General features: G+C 71.8%; 11 protein-coding genes. 8 read left to right on the top strand and 3 right to left on the bottom strand.

The genetic code is table 11. The features are described 5' to 3' along the window. Positions 1-174 precede the first annotated feature (174 nt). Both gltB and ABZ877_RS25220 read left to right on the top strand, forming a co-directional pair. Positions 175-4,776: a glutamate synthase large subunit gene (gene gltB, locus ABZ877_RS25225; RefSeq protein WP_361074949.1), complete on the top strand. Its 4,602-nt coding sequence runs from the start codon at positions 175-177 to the stop codon at positions 4,774-4,776. Continuing rightward, complete coding sequence (locus ABZ877_RS25220; protein WP_361074947.1) at positions 4,769-6,229, top strand: glutamate synthase subunit beta; 1,461 nt, start codon at positions 4,769-4,771, stop codon at positions 6,227-6,229. Before gltB ends, ABZ877_RS25220 begins: the two co-directional genes overlap by 8 nt. Before the next feature lie 104 nt (positions 6,230-6,333). On the opposite strand, the gene ABZ877_RS25215 is transcribed toward ABZ877_RS25220, so the two are convergent. Continuing rightward, the gene (locus tag ABZ877_RS25215; protein WP_361074945.1) at positions 6,334-7,140 is read right to left on the bottom strand and encodes a chitosanase; all 807 of its coding nucleotides are present in this window, start codon (positions 7,138-7,140) and stop codon (positions 6,334-6,336) included. Next, entirely contained in the window at positions 7,141-8,052 is a 912-nt protein-coding gene (locus tag ABZ877_RS25210) for a rhomboid family intramembrane serine protease (RefSeq protein WP_361074943.1), read from the bottom strand. It abuts the gene before it with no gap. Between the two features lie 95 nt (positions 8,053-8,147). On the opposite strand from ABZ877_RS25210, the gene ABZ877_RS25205 reads away from it, so the two are divergent. The 5 genes from ABZ877_RS25205 to ABZ877_RS25185 all read left to right on the top strand — a co-directional run bounded on the left by ABZ877_RS25205 (position 8,148) and on the right by ABZ877_RS25185 (position 12,585). Beyond that, on the top strand, positions 8,148-8,771 hold the full coding sequence (locus ABZ877_RS25205; protein ID WP_361074941.1) for a TetR/AcrR family transcriptional regulator: 624 nt from the start codon (positions 8,148-8,150) through the stop codon (positions 8,769-8,771). Positions 8,772-8,897: 126 nt separating this feature from the next. Then, positions 8,898-9,101, top strand: coding sequence for a cold-shock protein (locus ABZ877_RS25200; protein WP_005318814.1), 204 nt, complete (start codon positions 8,898-8,900; stop codon positions 9,099-9,101). A 103-nt stretch (positions 9,102-9,204) separates the two neighbouring features. Beyond that, complete coding sequence (locus ABZ877_RS25195) at positions 9,205-10,809, top strand: DEAD/DEAH box helicase (protein ID WP_361074938.1); 1,605 nt, start codon at positions 9,205-9,207, stop codon at positions 10,807-10,809. Positions 10,810-10,883: 74 nt separating this feature from the next. Continuing rightward, positions 10,884-11,648, top strand: a complete 765-nt coding sequence (locus tag ABZ877_RS25190) for an SDR family oxidoreductase (RefSeq protein WP_361074936.1) — start codon at positions 10,884-10,886, stop codon at positions 11,646-11,648. Between the two features lies 1 nt (position 11,649). Then, positions 11,650-12,585, top strand: a complete 936-nt coding sequence (locus ABZ877_RS25185) for an SDR family oxidoreductase (RefSeq protein ID WP_361074934.1) — start codon at positions 11,650-11,652, stop codon at positions 12,583-12,585. 16 nt (positions 12,586-12,601) lie between these two features. Here the strand turns inward: ABZ877_RS25185 and ABZ877_RS25180 are convergent, their stop codons facing one another. Then, positions 12,602-13,504: a hypothetical protein gene (locus ABZ877_RS25180; RefSeq protein ID WP_361074932.1), complete on the bottom strand. Its 903-nt coding sequence runs from the start codon at positions 13,502-13,504 to the stop codon at positions 12,602-12,604. A 302-nt stretch (positions 13,505-13,806) separates the two neighbouring features. Here ABZ877_RS25180 and ABZ877_RS25175 point away from each other — a divergent pair, with 302 nt between their 5' ends. After that, entirely contained in the window at positions 13,807-16,815 is a 3,009-nt protein-coding gene (locus ABZ877_RS25175; RefSeq protein WP_361075099.1) for an endo-alpha-N-acetylgalactosaminidase family protein, read from the top strand. The last annotated feature ends 267 nt before the right edge of the window (positions 16,816-17,082 follow it).

The following is a 17,082-nucleotide window of genomic DNA, read 5'->3' as shown; positions in this document are numbered from 1 at the left end:
CCAGGGTCTCCCTCCACCGCCACCGCGGTGTCCGCATGTTGGACCGAAGTATCCGGTTCCCGAGATTCGTTCCATCATGTAACCTGCACGAAATTTTGCAGCAGCATGAACTTTCGCAGAGGGCCAACGTCGTCCCTCGGCACGCCAAATGCCACGACGACGACGGGAGAGCCGATGCGTACGCCGCGCCAGCCGTCCCAGCACCCCAACGGCCAGAAGTGGTCGCACATGGATGCTCGCCCTGCCGCCCAGGGCATGTACGACCCGCGCAACGAACACGACGCCTGCGGCGTCGGCTTCGTGGCCACCCTCACCGGCGAGGCGAGCCACACGCTGGTCGAACAGGCGCTCACGGTCCTGCGCAACCTGGAGCACCGCGGTGCCACCGGCTCCGAGCCCGACTCGGGTGACGGCGCGGGCATCCTGTCCCAGGTTCCGGACGCCTTCCTGCGCGAGGTGGTCGATTTCGATCTGCCTGACGCCGGTGCGTACGCCGTCGGTATCGCCTTCCTGCCCGAGGAGGACACCTCCTCCTTCGTCTCGCAGATCGAGACGATCGCCGGTGAGGAGGGGCTGACCGTTCTCGGGTGGCGCGAGGTTCCCGTCGCGCCGCAGCTCCTCGGTGCCACCGCTCGCGCGACGATGCCCGTCTTCCGGCAGTTGTTCGTCACCGACGGCGTCAGCACCGGTATCGATCTCGACCGCAAGGCGTTCGTGCTGCGCAAGCGTGCCGAGCGTGAGGCCGACGTGTACTTCCCGTCGCTCTCCGCCCGCACCCTCGTATACAAGGGCATGCTCACCACCGGCCAGCTCGAGCCGTTCTTCCCGGACCTGTCCGACCGCCGCTTCGCCTCGGCCATCGCGCTCGTCCACTCGCGCTTCTCCACGAACACGTTCCCGTCGTGGCCGCTCGCGCACCCGTACCGCTTCGTCGCGCACAACGGTGAGATCAACACCGTCAAGGGCAACCGCAACTGGATGCGCGCCCGTGAGTCGCAGCTCGCCTCCGACCTGTTCGGCAGCGACAAGCTGGAGCGGATCTTCCCGATCTGTACGCCGGACGCCTCCGACTCCGCGTCCTTCGACGAGGTCCTCGAACTGCTCCACCTCGGTGGGCGTTCGCTGCCGCACAGCGTCCTGATGATGATCCCGGAGGCCTGGGAGAACCACGCCTCCATGGACCCCGACCGGCGCGCCTTCTACCAGTACCACTCCACGATGATGGAGCCCTGGGACGGCCCGGCCTGTGTCACCTTCACCGACGGCACCCAGGTCGGCGCCGTTCTCGACCGCAACGGTCTGCGTCCGGGCCGCTACTGGGTCACCGACGACGGCCTCGTCGTCCTCGGCTCCGAGGTCGGCGTCCTCGACATCGACCCCGCGAAGGTCGTCACCAAGGGCCGCCTCCAGCCCGGCCGCATGTTCCTCGTCGACACCGCCGAGCACCGCATCATCGAGGACGACGAGATCAAGGCCGGTCTCGCCGCCGAGAACCCGTACGCGGAATGGCTCCAGGCCGGCGAGATCGAACTGTCCGACCTGCCCGAGCGCGAGCACATCGTGCACACGCACGCCTCCGTCACGCGCCGCCAGCAGACCTTCGGCTACACCGAGGAAGAGCTGCGCATCCTCATCGCGCCGATGGCGAAGACGGCCGCCGAGCCGATCGGCTCCATGGGCACGGACACGCCCATCGCCGCGCTGTCCGCGCGCCCGCGCCTCCTCTTCGACTACTTCACCCAGCTGTTCGCGCAGGTCACGAACCCGCCGCTGGACGCCATCCGCGAAGAGCTCGTCACCTCGCTGCGTTCGTCGCTGGGACCCGGCAGCAACCTGCTGGAGCCGACAGCCGCCTCCTGCCGGTCCGTGACCCTGCCGTTCCCGGTCATCGACAACGACGAGCTGGCCAAGCTCATCCACATCAACGCCGACGGCGACATGCCCGGCATGAAGGCCGCGACCCTCTCCGGCCTGTACCGCGTCTCCGGCGGCGGCGAGGCCCTCGCGGCCCGCCTGGACGAGATCTGCGCCGAGGCCGACGCCGCCATCGAGGCGGGCGCCCGTCTGATCGTGCTCTCCGACCGGCACTCCGACGCCGAGCACGCGCCGATCCCGTCGCTGCTGCTCACCGCGGCCGTCCACCACCACCTCATCCGCACCAAGCAGCGCACCCAGGTGGGTCTGCTTGTCGAGGCCGGTGACGTCCGCGAGGTCCACCACGTCGCCCTGCTGATCGGCTACGGCGCCGCCGCCGTCAACCCGTACCTGGCGATGGAGTCCGTCGAGGACCTGGTCCGCGCGGGCACCTTCCTGACCGGTGACGAGGACGGCGGGGCCGAGCAGGCCATCCGCAACCTCATCTACGCGCTCGGCAAGGGCGTCCTGAAGGTCATGTCCAAGATGGGCATCTCGACCGTCGCCTCCTACCGCGGCGCCCAGGTCTTCGAGGCCGTCGGCCTGGACGAGGGCTTCGTCGAGAAGTACTTCAACGGCACCGCCACCAAGATCGGCGGCGCCGGTCTCGACGTCATCGCCGAAGAGGTCGCCGCCCGTCACGCCAAGGCGTACCCGGCCTCCGGCATCGCGCCCGCGCACCGTGCCCTGGAGATCGGCGGCGAGTACCAGTGGCGCCGCGAGGGCGAGCCGCACCTGTTCGACCCGGAGACGGTCTTCCGCCTCCAGCACGCCACGCGCTCGCGCCGCTACGACATCTTCAAGAAGTACACGGACCGCGTGAACGAGCAGTCCGAGCGGCTCATGACGCTGCGCGGCCTGTTCGGGTTCAAGGCGGGCGACCGCCAGCCGATCCCGATCGACGAGGTCGAGCCCGTCTCCGAGATCGTCAAGCGGTTCTCCACCGGCGCCATGTCCTACGGCTCCATCTCGCGCGAGGCCCACGAGACCCTCGCCATCGCCATGAACCAGCTCGGCGGCAAGTCGAACACCGGTGAGGGCGGCGAGGACCCGGAGCGCCTGTACGACCCGGCGCGCCGGTCCAGCATCAAGCAGGTCGCCTCCGGTCGCTTCGGCGTGACGAGTGAGTACCTGGTCAACGCCGACGACATCCAGATCAAGATGGCGCAGGGCGCCAAGCCCGGCGAGGGCGGTCAGCTCCCCGGCCACAAGGTGTACCCGTGGGTCGCCAAGACGCGGCACTCGACGCCCGGCGTCGGCCTCATCTCGCCGCCGCCGCACCACGACATCTACTCCATCGAGGACCTGGCCCAGCTGATCCACGACCTGAAGAACGCGAATCCGCAGGCGCGGATCCACGTGAAGCTGGTCTCGGAGGTCGGTGTCGGTACCGTCGCCGCCGGTGTCTCCAAGGCGCACGCGGACGTCGTCCTCATCTCCGGTCACGACGGTGGTACGGGCGCCTCGCCGCTCACCTCGCTCAAGCACGCGGGCGGTCCCTGGGAGCTGGGTCTCGCCGAGACCCAGCAGACGCTGCTCCTCAACGGCCTGCGCGACCGCATCGTCGTGCAGACCGACGGCCAGCTCAAGACCGGCCGTGACGTGCTCATCGCCGCGCTGCTCGGCGCCGAGGAGTTCGGGTTCGCGACCGCGCCGCTCGTCGTCTCCGGCTGCGTCATGATGCGCGTCTGCCACCTGGACACCTGCCCGGTCGGCATCGCCACGCAGAACCCGACGCTGCGCGAGCGGTTCTCCGGCAAGCCCGAGTTCGTCGTCAACTTCTTCGAGTTCATCGCCGAGGAGGTCCGCGAGCTTCTCGCCGGGCTCGGCTTCCGCTCCATCGAGGAGGCCGTCGGCCACGCCGAACTCCTCGACACCGAGCGGGCCGTCAACCACTGGAAGGCGCAGGGTCTCGACCTGGAGCCGCTGTTCCACGTGCCCGAGCTGCCGGACGGCGCCGTCCGCCACCAGGTGACGACGCAGGACCACGGCCTGGAGAAGGCGCTCGACAACGAGCTGATCAAGCTCGCCGCCGACGCCCTCGCCGCGAGCGACCAGACCGACGCCCAGCCGGTCCGCGCCCAGGTCGCCATCCGCAACATCAACCGCACGGTCGGCACCATGCTCGGCCACGAGGTGACGAAGAAGTTCGGCGGCGCGGGCCTGCCCGACGACACCATCGACATCACCTTCACCGGCTCCGCGGGCCAGTCGTTCGGCGCGTTCGTGCCGCGCGGCATCACCCTGCGCCTGGAGGGCGACGCCAACGACTACGTCGGCAAGGGCCTGTCCGGCGGCCGCATCATCGGCCGCCCGGACCGCGGCGCCGACCACCTCGCCGAGTACTCGACGATCGCCGGCAACACGATCGCGTACGGCGCGACCGGCGGCGAGCTGTTCCTGCGCGGCCGTACCGGCGAACGCTTCTGCGTCCGCAACTCCGGGGCCACCGTCGTCTCGGAGGGCGTGGGCGACCACGGCTGCGAGTACATGACCGGCGGCCACGCGGTGATCCTCGGCGCGACGGGCCGCAACTTCGCGGCCGGCATGTCCGGCGGCGTCGCCTACGTCATCGACCTGGACCTCGACAACGTCAACGTCACCAGCCAGGGCGCCGTCGAGCCCCTGGACGACACCGACAAGCAGTGGCTGCACGACGTCGTGCGCCGCCACGCCGAGGAGACCGGCTCGACGGTCGCCGAGAAGCTGCTCGCCGACTGGACCGCGTCCGTCGAGCGCTTCAGCAAGATCATCCCCAGTACGTACAAGGCAGTGCTCGCCGCCAAGGACGCCGCCGAGCGAGCCGGTCTCAGCGAGACCGAGATCACCGAGAAGATGATGGAGGCGGCGACCAATGGCTGATCCCAAGGGCTTTCTCAACCACGGGCGCGAGGTCGCCAAGACCCGTCCCGTCGGCGAGCGCGTGCAGGACTGGAACGAGGTCTACGTCCCCGGCTCCCTGCTGCCGATCATCAGCAAGCAGGCGTCGCGCTGCATGGACTGCGGCATCCCGTTCTGCCACAACGGCTGCCCGCTCGGGAACCTGATCCCCGAGTGGAACGACTACGCGTACCGCGAGGACTGGTCGGCCGCGCAGGAGCGTCTGCACGCCACCAACAACTTCCCGGAGTTCACGGGCCGCCTGTGCCCGGCCCCGTGCGAGTCGGCGTGCGTGCTCGGCATCAACCAGCCGCCCGTCACCATCAAGAACGTCGAGGTGTCGATCATCGACCAGGCGTGGGACCGGGGCGACGTCGCCCCGCAGATCCCCGAGCGCCTGTCGGGCAAGACCGTCGCCGTCATCGGCTCGGGCCCGGCCGGTCTCGCCGCCGCCCAGCAGCTCACGCGGGCCGGTCACACGGTCGCCGTCTACGAGCGCGCCGACCGCATCGGCGGCCTGCTCCGCTACGGCATCCCCGAGTTCAAGATGGAGAAGCGGCACATCAACCGCCGCATCGAGCAGATGCGCGCGGAAGGCACCAAGTTCCGTACCGGTGTGGAGATCGGCCGCGACATCGACGCCGCCAAGCTCCGCAAGCGCTACGACGCCGTGGTCATCGCCGCCGGTGCCACCGTCTCCCGCGACCTGCCCGTCCCGGGCCGCGAGCTGAACGGCGTGCACTTCGCCATGGAGTACCTGCCGCTCGCCAACAAGGTGCAGGAGGGCGACTTCGTGCAGCCCCCCATCACCGCCGCGGGCAAGCACGTCGTCGTCATCGGCGGCGGCGACACCGGCGCCGACTGCGTGGGCACCGCCCACCGCCAGGGCGCCGCCTCGGTCACGCAGCTGGAGATCATGCCGCGTCCGGGCGAGGAGCGGAACGCCAACCAGCCGTGGCCGACCTTCCCCATGCTCTACAAGGTCACCTCCGCGCACGAGGAGGGCGGCGAGCGGATCTACTCCGTCTCCACCACCCACTTCGAGGGCGACGAGGACGGCAACGTGCAGGCGCTGCACCTCACCGAGGTCGAGTTCATCGACGGCAAGCTCACCCCGAAGCCCGGCACCGAGCGCACGATCCCCGCGCAGCTCGTCACCCTCGCCATGGGCTTCACCGGTACCGACCAGGAGAACGGCCTGGTCGAGCAGTTCGGCCTCGAACTCGACGCCCGCGGCAACATCGCCCGCGACGCCGAGTTCCAGACCAACGTCCCCGGCGTCTTCGTCGCCGGTGACGCGGGCCGCGGCCAGTCCCTGATCGTCTGGGCCATCGCGGAGGGCCGCTCGGCCGCCCGCGGCGTCGACCGCTACCTGACCGGCGCCTCCGAACTCCCGGCCCCGATCCGCCCCACGGACCGCGCCCTCGCGGTCTGACGCCCCACCCCCGACCGTCCCGTACAACGGCGTACGGAACTGAGCGCGACGCCCGTCCAACTGTCCCCGACCGGACGACCCGACGGGCGTCGCGGCGCGTCCGCCTACGGCACCCTGTACGTGTCCCCGTACACCCGCCACGTCAACGGCGTACGCAGGGACAGGTTGCCGTCGTACAGGAACGCGCGCTGGGCGGTCTCCACGCGGGAGGTGTCCTGGTGGGCCCTCTCCGTCCGCATCCGCGCGACGCGGGCGTCCAGGAAGATGTCGAGGTACTCCTTCTCGGAGCCGCCCTCGGCCGGGGTGTCCGCCTCCCGCATCGCGCGCTCGCGCAGGTCACGGAGGCCGGAGCGGCCGTGCATGACCAGCGCGTCGTAGTAGATGAACTGGCCCAGCGCGCCCAGGCCGTCGCCCTTCGCGAGACGCACCGCCGGATCGAAGTAGACGCGGTCGCGCTCCGCGTCCTGCGCCTTTCGGAACGCGGCCACCTTCGCCTCCGCCCGCCACGCCGCCCGGAACCCGTGGCCGAGCCCCTCGTGGGAGTCCGTGCCGTCCACCGCGCGCAGGGCGGGCAGATAGCGGGCCAGGCCGTTGCCGGGACGCGCCCTCGTGTACCGCTCGACCAGGGCGAGCAGATCGTGGGTGCCGGTGCAGAAGCCGACGATGCCCGCCGTGTAGCCCCGGCCGTCGTCGATGTCCTCGATGTAGCCGTACTGCCCGCGCCAGTCCAGCGTCGAGTTCTCGGCGCTGGACACGAGCCGCTGCGCCAGCTCCTTCTTGTCCGGCGCGGCGAGCCCGGACGCGGCGGCCCCGTGCGCGGGGGCCTTGTCGGCGGCCCCGCAGGCGACCGCCGTCGCGGACAGTGAGGCCACGGCGAGGAGGGAGAGGAGGAGGCGGCCCGCGCGGTTCATCTAGAGCGCCGCCACCGCCCCGGCCGCCAGGAACACCAGCAGCGCCACGACCGCCCCGCACGCCACGCCCTGCACCAGGCCACGCCGCTCCTGGGGCGCGTGCACGAGCGCCACCGTCACCAGCGCGCCCGTGAGCAGCCCGCCCAAGTGCCCCTGCCAGGACGTGAATCCGGCGGAGATCAGCATCCACAGCAGGAAGTACGCCATGAACTGGTTGAGCTGGCGCCGGTCCGCGCCGAGCCGCCGCATCGTCACGTAGTACGCCGCGCCGAGCCCGAAGACCGCGCCGGACGCGCCGACCGTCGGGGTCTCGGGCGCGAGCAGCAGTACCACGACGGAACCGCCGAGCGCGGAGATCAGATAGAGCGCGAGGTAGCGGGCGCGGCCCAGATGGGCCTCGACGATCCGGCCGAGGCTCCACAGCGACGCCATGTTGAACAGGATGTGCAGGAACCCCAACGCGTTCTCGGAGGGCGGCAGATGGAGGAACGCGCCGGTCAGCAGCCGGTACCACTCGCCCTCGGCCACGCCGTCGACGTGGAAGCCCGCCGGGTAGTACTCCTGGTAGACGTAGCGCGCCCCGTCGGGACCGACCAGGCCCCGGCCGAGCATCTGCAACTGCTCGACGATGCCGGGCCGGACGATCTCGGCGACGTACGCGAGGACGTTCACCGCGATCAGCGCGTACGTCACCACGGGCACGGCCGAGATCCGGCCCCCGGCGACCGTGCGCGCCTGCCGCACCGACCGTGACCCCTCGCGCACGCACTCCGGGCAGTGGAAGCCGACCGCGGCATCGCGCATGCAGTCGGGGCATATCGGCCGGTCGCAGCGCGTGCAGGTGATGTGCGTCACAACGTCGTCGTGGCGGTAGCACGTCGGCGTCGCGGCGGACTGAGGGGTGGGCTCCACGGCCGGCTCCTGAGGTCATCAACGTAGGCGCGACCAACATAACCAACCCCGCCCACCGGTCCGGTCCGGGTGCCCCGGCGGACCACAATAGGGGCGTGCCTACGAAGAAGAAGCCACAGGCCGGTCCCGACGTGCGGCGGCGGGAGCTCCTGGAGACCGCCGCCGGGGTCTTCGCCGCCCAGGGCTACGACGCCACCACCGTCCGCCGGATCGCCGACGAGGCGGGCCTGCTCGCCGGCAGCCTCTACTACCACTTCGACTCCAAGGAATCGATGCTGGAGGAGATCCTGCGGACCTTCCTCGACGAGCTGTGGTCCGGCTACGACAGCGTGCTCGACGCCGGACTCGGCCCCCGGGAGACCCTGGAGGCGCTCGTCACCGAGTCGTTCCGGGAGATCGACCGGCACCGCTCCGCCGTCGCCATCTATCAGCGCGAGGCCAGGCAGCTCGCCGGGCAGGAGCGGTTCGCGTTCCTCGCCGAGTCCCAGCGCCGCTTCGAGGAGACCTGGCTGACGACGCTGGAGCGCGGCGTCACGGACGGGGCCTTCCGCGCCGACCTCGATCTCCGCCTCGCCTACCGCTTCGTCCGCGACACCGTCTGGGTCGCCGCCTCCTGGTACCGGCCCGGCGGACACCACAGTCCGGACGAGATCGCACGCCAGTACCTGACCATGGTCCTGGACGGACTCGCGGCCGACGGAAGATCCGTGCTACGGTAAGCGTGTTGCAGTTTTGGTACCCATAGACTTTATGTGCGCCTGACGGGAATGTTCCTCAGGCGCATTATTGTTTTACCGGGAAATTCTCGGAAGTGGGGGGCTGCTACCTGTTTCAAGGAGAATTTCATGGCCACCGGTACCGTCAAGTGGTTCAACTCGGAAAAGGGCTTCGGCTTCATCGAGCAGGACGGCGGCGGCGCTGACGTCTTCGCCCACTACTCGAACATCGCCACCTCGGGCTTCCGCGAGCTCCAGGAAGGCCAGAAGGTGACCTTCGACGTCACGCAGGGCCAGAAGGGCCCCCAGGCGGAGAACATCCTCCCCGCCTGACCCAGCACCACCGGGCCGGGGTCCGCACCGTCACGGTGCGGGCCCCGGCTCATGCTGTCCCCACCCCCCGGACCCCCGGAGCTTCCCCCGGAAGGCATGCCGCATGGCCAGCTCAGCCCGCCCGTCCAGCCGTCGCAGTCCCCGCCCCGCATCAGCCGGCAGGCGGCGCGCCCCCGAGCAGCAGCGCAGGCAGCAGCCGACGCCGCCCCGCGAGTTCACCATGCCGGAGAACACCAGCCCCGCGCTGCCCCCGGTCGAGTCCTTCGCCGACCTCGACATGCCCGCCGCGCTCCTGAAGACCCTCGCCGCCCAGGGCGTCACCGCGCCCTTCCCGATCCAGGCCGCGACGCTGCCCAACTCCCTCGCCGGACGCGATCTGCTCGGCCGCGGCCGCACCGGCTCCGGCAAGACCCTCGCCTTCGGCCTCCCGCTCCTGGCCCGTACCGCCGGGGCCAAGGCCGAGCCGAGGACGCCGCTGGCGCTCGTGCTCGTCCCCACGCGTGAACTCGCCCAGCAGGTCACCGACGCCCTCACCCCGTACGCCACCGCGCTCCACCTGCGCCTGGCCACCGTCGTCGGCGGCATGTCCATCGGCCGCCAGGCCGGACAGCTGCGCCGCGGCGCCGAAGTCGTCGTCGCCACCCCGGGCCGCCTCAAGGACCTCACCGAGCGCGGCGACTGCGCCCTCGACCAGGTCCGGATCACCGTCCTGGACGAGGCCGACCAGATGGCCGACATGGGCTTCATGCCGCAGGTCACCGCCCTGCTCAAGCAGGTCGCGCCCGGCGGCCAGACCATGCTGTTCTCGGCGACCCTCGACCGGAACGTGGACCGGCTCGTGCGGCAGTTCCTCACCGACCCCGTCGTGCACTCCGTCGACCCGTCCGCGGGCGCCGTCACCACGATGGAACACCACGTCCTGCACGTCCTCGACGAGACCGACAAGAAGGCCGTCACCGCGCGCATCGCCGCCCGCGAAGGCCGCGTCATCCTCTTCGTCGACACCAAGCGCTCCGCCGACCGGCTCGCCAAGCGGCTCCTGGCCAGCGGCGTGCTCGCCGCGCCCCTGCACGGCGGCCGCAGCCAGCCGCAGCGCAACCGCACCCTGGAGCAGTTCAAGGACGGCCGGGTCACCGCCCTGGTCGCCACGAACGTCGCCGCGCGCGGCATCCACGTCGACGACCTCGACCTCGTCGTCAACGTCGACCCGCCCACCGAGCACAAGGACTACCTGCACCGGGGCGGCCGCACCGCCCGCGCGGGCGAGTCCGGCAGCGTCGTCACGCTCGTCCTGCCCGAGCAGAAGCGGGACGTGCAGCGGCTCATGCGGGACGCCAAGGTGCAGCCCCGCACGACCCAGGTCCGCTCCACCGACGAGGAGCTGGTGACGATCACCGGCGCCCGTGAGCCCTCCGGCGTGGCCGTGACCATCGCGGTGCCCGAGCAGCCGACGGCGGAGTCGGCGGGCAAGCCCCGCCGCCCGCGCCGCTCGCGCGGAGGCTCCTCGGGAGCCGGTCGCGGTGAGGGGCAGCGCTCGGCGCAGGGCGGCCAGCGGTCCGGCCAGGGCGGCCAGCGCTCCGGCCAGGGCGCGTCCGGCGGCCGTCGCCGCTCGGGATCCGGGGCCGGCTCCGGCGCGGCGAACGGTACGGCGTCAGGTGCCGGCCGGCGCGGTCAGGGCCCGCGCGGCCCCCGCAAGGCAGCCGCCTGACGACACCGTGAGGCCGCGGCCTGGACGCACCCCCTCCCTCCCACCTAACGTTTGTTAGGTGGGAGGGAGGCTGCATGATGGCGGCCGGCGCAGACCTCAGTGGACGCACCGCCGTCGTCACCGGCGGCACCAGGGGAGTGGGCGCGGGGATCGCCGACGCCTTCGTACGCGCGGGCGCCCGGACCGTCGTCTGCGCCCGCCACCCCCCACCACACCCACTGCCAGGACGCGAGTTCGTCCCCGTCGACGTACGGGACGCGACCGCCGTCCAGGACCTCTTCACCGGACTCGACCGCGTCGACGTCCTGGTCAACAACGCGGGCGGCACCCCGTACCGGCTGCTCGACGACGCCGACGCGGAGGGCCACGCGCGCGTGGTCGAGCTGAACCTGACCGCGCCCCTGACCGTCTCCCTCGCCGCCCGCCCCCGCCTCGCCGCCGTCCACGGCTCGATCATCATGATCGGCAGTGTCAGCGGGGCCCGCCCCTCGCCCGGCTCGGCCGCGTACGGGGCGGCGAAAGCGGGGCTCGAAAGCCTGGCGCGGTCCATGGCCGTGGAGTGGGCCCCCGCCATCCGCGTCAACACCCTCGTGCTCGGCATGGTGCGCACCGAACGCTCCGCCCAGCACTACGGGGACGAGACCGGCATCGCGGCGGTCGGCGCCACCGTCCCCCTCGGCCGGCTCGCCGAGCCGCGCGAGATCGGCGCCGCGGCGGTCTTCCTGGCCTCGGACGCGGCCTCGTACATCACCGGAGCGAGCCTGCTCGTGCACGGCGGCGGCGAACGCCCCGCCTTCCTGGACGCGGCGACGGTCAACAACAGTCGACAAGGGGCGTGACATGGCGGACGCGGCGGGTGGCGGCAGCGGGCTGTGCGCGGGGCGCGTCGTCGCGATCACGGGCGCGGGCAGGGGCCTCGGCCGGGCGCACGCCCTCGCGTACGCGGCCGAGGGCGCGCACGTCGTCGTCAACGACCTCGGGGTGCGCCTCGACGGCACACCGGGCGCCCGGAGCCCGGCCGAACAAGTGGTGCGCGAGATACGGGGATCGGGCGGTGACGCGGTCGCCCACGGCGGGGACATCGCCACCCCGGAGGGCGCCGCGTCGCTCGTCGCCACCGCCCTCGACACCTTCGGCCGCCTCGACACCCTGGTCAACAACGCCGGGTTCCTGCGCGACCGGATGCTCGTCAACCTGGACGAGGACGACTGGGACGCCGTGCTCCGCGTCCACCTCAAAGGCCACTTCCTGCCCCTGAAGCACGCGGCGGCGCACTGGCGCGGGCAGGCCAAGGCGGGGCGGCCGGTGACGGCCCGGGTCGTCAACACGTCGTCCGGCGCCGGGCTGCTGGGCTCCGTCGGGCAGGGGAACTACAGCGCCGCGAAAGCCGGGATCCTGGCCCTCACCCTCGTCGCCGCCGCCGAACTCGGCCGGTACGGCGTCCAGGTCAACGCCATCGCGCCCGCCGCGCGCACCCGTATGACCGAGGCGGTGTTCGCCGGGACGATGGCCGCCCCGGGCGGCGGCGCCTTCGACGCGATGGCGCCGGAGAACGTCTCCCCGCTGGTGGTCTGGCTCGGCTCCGCCGCCACCGGCGACGACGTCACCGGCCGCGTCTTCGAGGTCGAGGGCGGCCGCATCACCGTCATGGAGGGCTGGCGCCCCGGCCCGACGGCCGACAAGGCGGAACGGTGGACCCCGGCGGGCGCGGGCGCGGCGGTACGGGAACTGCTGGTGCGGGCGGAGCCACCGGGAGCCGTCTATGGAACCTCGTAGGAGCCCTGGCCGGGTTTCATGTGTCGCATTCGAGGACCGTCCGGCACAGCCCGCACCGCGCCCGCACCCGTCCCCGCACCGGAACCCGGATCCGTTGGTGGCACGTAGGACAGGGGAACGACACCCGTAGTCCCGCGCGGCCTTGCGGGCCGTCCGCCGAGAAGGCGTACGGGCCCGCCGGGGCCGGACCCCGCGCGCCGTGGTCCTGCGCGTACCGGCGGTCCTTCGCATAGCGGCGGCGGCCCGCCCAGCCCGCCGCCGTGAGCGGGGGCTGCTGCTCGTCGCGGCGCGCCTGCGCGAGCCCCTTCGTGTACGCCGTGTACGCCTGCGCGCTGGTGAACCACGTCTCCGGCGCCTCCCCGAACGCCAGCGACCGCTTCGCCAGGACGTACCCGAACTCCTCCGGCGTCAGATAACCCAGCTTCTGCGACGACGCCCCGTCCTCCCGGTAGGCGTCCAGGAGCAGCCAGCCCGCGCCCAGATAGGTGGCGGCGGTATCGGTGAGGATCTCGTTGTCCCGCGTCCCCGGGAACGACAGGCCCAGACGGTGCAGATACACATGCATGATCTCGTGCGCGAGGGCCGCCCCGATGTCCCTGCGGTGCGTACGGAACCGGTCGTTCAGCTCGATGAAGTACTCGGGGCCCGCCGCCAGTTCGACGCTCGCCGCGTGCTCCATCTCCCGGAACCCGACGATCATGCGGGCGTCCGGCAGGTGGTAGTGGCGCACCAGCTCGCGCGCCACCCGCTGCGCCCCCAGATGCAGATCGTCCTCGTCGCCGAAGGCCACGTCCGCCGGGGCGACACTCGGCGCGAACGTGCACACGGTGTCGTACGAGAGCCGTTTGTACAGCGCGGTGACCGCCGCCCGCACGGTTTCCAGATGCGGATAGCCGTGCACCACAGGACCGCCGTTCACCGCGCACCCCCAGGGCCGCCGGGCCGTGTGTCCCGGGGCCCGCCCCCGGACCCGGCGCTCCCAGCGTAAGGCCGCCCGCCCCCACTCCGTACGGGCCGGGACCGCGCCGGACGCCCGTTAGTCCAACACCTGTCCCTCCTTTGTCCATGGGCGCCCCCGCCCCACGCGGCGCATGGTGATCGGCACCTCGTTCAGCCCCTTTTAAGGAGTGCAACGTGCCGCCCACCGCCCCGTCAGAGGAGTCCGAGCAGCACCCCAGCCGCAGGGCCGTCGTCGCCGCGGGCGCCGCCACGGGCGTGAGCCTGACGCTCGGCCTCACCGGCGCCACCACCGCCCGCGGCGCCGACACCCCCGACACCGCCGTGCTCCGCTCCCCGGACCTCGACGTCCGCGTGGCCACCGGCTTCCCCGCCGTCCTCTCCTACACCGACCGCGCCAGTGGCGCCGTCCTGCACGGCACTACCGACCCGGTCACGACGGTCCTCGTCGACGGCGTCGCGCACACCCCGGAGGTCGTGCCGGTCCTCGGCAAGGACCACGCCGACTACCGGCTCACCCTCGTCGGCGGCGCCGCCACCCTCGACGTACGGATCACCGTCGAGGGCCACCGCGTCGACTGGCGCGTCACCCGCCTCCGCGACACCGCCGCCCTGCGCGTCGGCACCCTCCAGATCCCCGGGCTCGCCCTGCTCTCCGTCCGCAGCGACCAGCCCGGCGCCGCGCTGCTCGCCGCGAAGGTCCAGCTCGACAAGGCGCAGAGCGGCGACACCCTCGTCACGCCGACACCCGACAGCCCCGCCGAGGCCCCGGCCGGCTGCGCCTACGCCGTGCTCGCGCACGACACGCTCGGCGGCGCCATCGAGACCAACACGGTCTACGACAAGCCGACCGGCGCCACGACCTGGGAGAACGGCCGCCTGTGGCGCGAGACCGTACGCGTGCCCGGCGGACACACGGAGGCCCGTCTCACCCCCGGCCAGTGGACGCACCGGGCCGCCACGTCACCGGTCGACGCCACCGAACCCCTCCCGTACGCGACCGTGATCATCACCGGCGACCGCAACGGCGACGGCCGCGTCGACTGGCAGGACGCCGCCATCGCCTTCCGGGACATCGCCGTCACCCCGCGCGGCGCCGACACCCAGCACCTGCGCGTCGTCCCGCACATCCCCTTCAACTTCGCCTCCCAGGCCACCAACCCCTTCCTGGCGACCCTCGACAACGTCAAACGCATCTCGCTCGCCACCGACGGACTGCGCCAGTACACCCTCCTCAAGGGCTACCAGTCCGAGGGCCACGACTCCGCCCACCCCGACTACGCCGGGAACTACAACACGCGCGCGGGCGGCCTCCCCGACCTCAACACCCTGGTCCGCGCGGGCGCCACCTGGAACAGCGACTTCGGCGTCCACGTCAACGCCACCGAGTCCTACCCCGTCGCCCACGCCTTCTCCGAGACCCTCGTCGACAAGACGAACAAGCAGTGGGACTGGCTCGACCAGAGCTACCGCATCGACCAGCGCCGCGACCTCGTCTCCGGCGACATCATCAAGCGCTTCGCCGCCCTGCGCCGCGACACTGACCCCGCACTCGACACCCTCTACGTCGACGTCTTCCGCGAGTCCGGCTGGACCTCCGACCGCCTCCAGCGCGCCTTCCGCGACCAGGGCTGGAACGTCACGTCCGAATGGGGCCACGGCTTCGAACGCTCCTCGCTGTGGTCGCACTGGGCGACCGAGACCGACTACGGCCCCGACACCTCCCGAGGCATCAACTCCCCGCTCATCCGCTTCATCCGCCACCACCAGAAGGACGTCTTCGCCGACAAGTGGCCGACCCTGCTCGGCATCGCCCGCATGGGCAACTTCGAGGGCTGGACGGGCAAGACGGACTGGACGAGCTTCTACCGCCTCATCTGGACCCACGCCCTCCCCGCCAAGTACCTCCAGGCCCGGCCGATCAAGACATGGGGCGCGCATGAGATCACGTTCTTCGGCGACGAACGGACCTCGGTCAGCGACGCGACAGGCGCCCGCCGCATCACCACGGACGACCGCCTCGTCTACGACGACGGCACCTACCTGCTGCCCTGGGAACCCCGCAGAGCGAACGACCCGGCGAAGCTGTACCACTACAACCCGGCCGGCGGCACCTCGACCTGGCGGCTCCCGCGCGCGTGGGCGCACCTGTCCCGCGTCGTGCTCCACCGCCTCACCGACCAGGGCCGGGTCTTCCACTCCTACGTCCCTGTCGTCGCCGGAAAGGTCACGCTCACCGCCGAGGCGGACCAGCCCTACGTGCTGTACCGCCGCCGCACGGACCTCACCCGCGACCCGGCCTGGGGCGAGGGCACACCACTGCACGACCCGGGATTCCACGCGGGTTCCCTGCGGGGCTGGCAGGTGACGGGCCCGGCCTCGGTCGAGCGCAGCGCCCTCGGCGACTACGAACTGGTGATCGCGCCCGGCGCGGAGGCCACCGTCGGACAACGCCTGTCCCGGCTCGCCCCCGGCACGTACGCGGCGTCCGTGCAGGTGGAGGTCGGAGCGACACCGGGCGAGCGCCGCAAGGCGTCGCTGGAGGTACGGACGGCGGACGGCATGACGGCGACGAACTGGACGGACCGGTCGACGGCGGTGAACTACGTCGCCGCCGACCGCAAGCACGGCACCCGCTTCCAGCGGATGTTCGTGTACTTCACGGTGCCGCAGGGCGGAGGCCCGACGACGCTGACACTGCGCGCCGAGGCCGGGCAGGCGCGCGTGCGGTTCGACAATGTGCGGGTGGTGCGGGCGCGGCGCCCGGACCCGCGGCCCGGCGTCGTGATCTCCGAGGACTTCGAACACGTGCCGCAGGGCTGGGGCCCGTTCGTCAAGGGCGACGCGGGCGGCTCCACCGACCCGCGCACCCACATCGCCCAGCGCCACGCGCCCTTCACCCAGCGCGGCTGGAACGGCAAACGGATCGACGACGTCATCGACGGCACGCAGTCCCTCAAGTCCCGCGGCGAGAACGAGGGCCTCGTCTACCGCACGGTCCCGCACACCGTCCGCTTCCTGCCCGGGCGGAGGTACCGGGTGCGGCTGCGGTACGCGTGCGAGGTGGCGGGCCAGTACGCCTGGGTCACCGGGGTGGACGGGCCCGGGGCCACGGAGCTGAACCGGGCCGAGCTGCCCGTGTCCGTCGATCCCCGCACGCTGGAGTACGAGTTCTCGGCGCCGGTGGACGGGGATGCCTGGGTGGGGCTCCGGAAGGTGGGGGACGACGGGACGGCGGAGTTCGTCCTGGACGCGTTCGAAGTGACGAGCTGAGACGGGGGCAGGGGATCACGTCCTGCCCCTGCGGCGCCGCCCCCGAGTACCACTGCCGTCGTGGCTGGCCGCGCAGTTCCCCGCGCCCCTGAAATGCACACTGCGTGCACCATTTCAGGGCCAGGGGGAAGCGCGGCGAAGCCGCGACTTCCAGGGGCGCGGGGAACGGCGCGCCCAGCCACATGCGAGTCGCACTCGCCAACGTGCCAAGAATTCGGCAGACGGGGCGGCGTGCTCGCCTGGAGTGCGGGGCGACTCTTGGGGGCG

Origin of the sequence: Streptomyces sp. NPDC046939 (assembly GCF_040644575.1) — a bacterium.
GTDB lineage: Bacteria > Actinomycetota > Actinomycetes > Streptomycetales > Streptomycetaceae > Streptomyces.
This window is presented reverse-complemented; position numbering and strand designations above follow the sequence as displayed.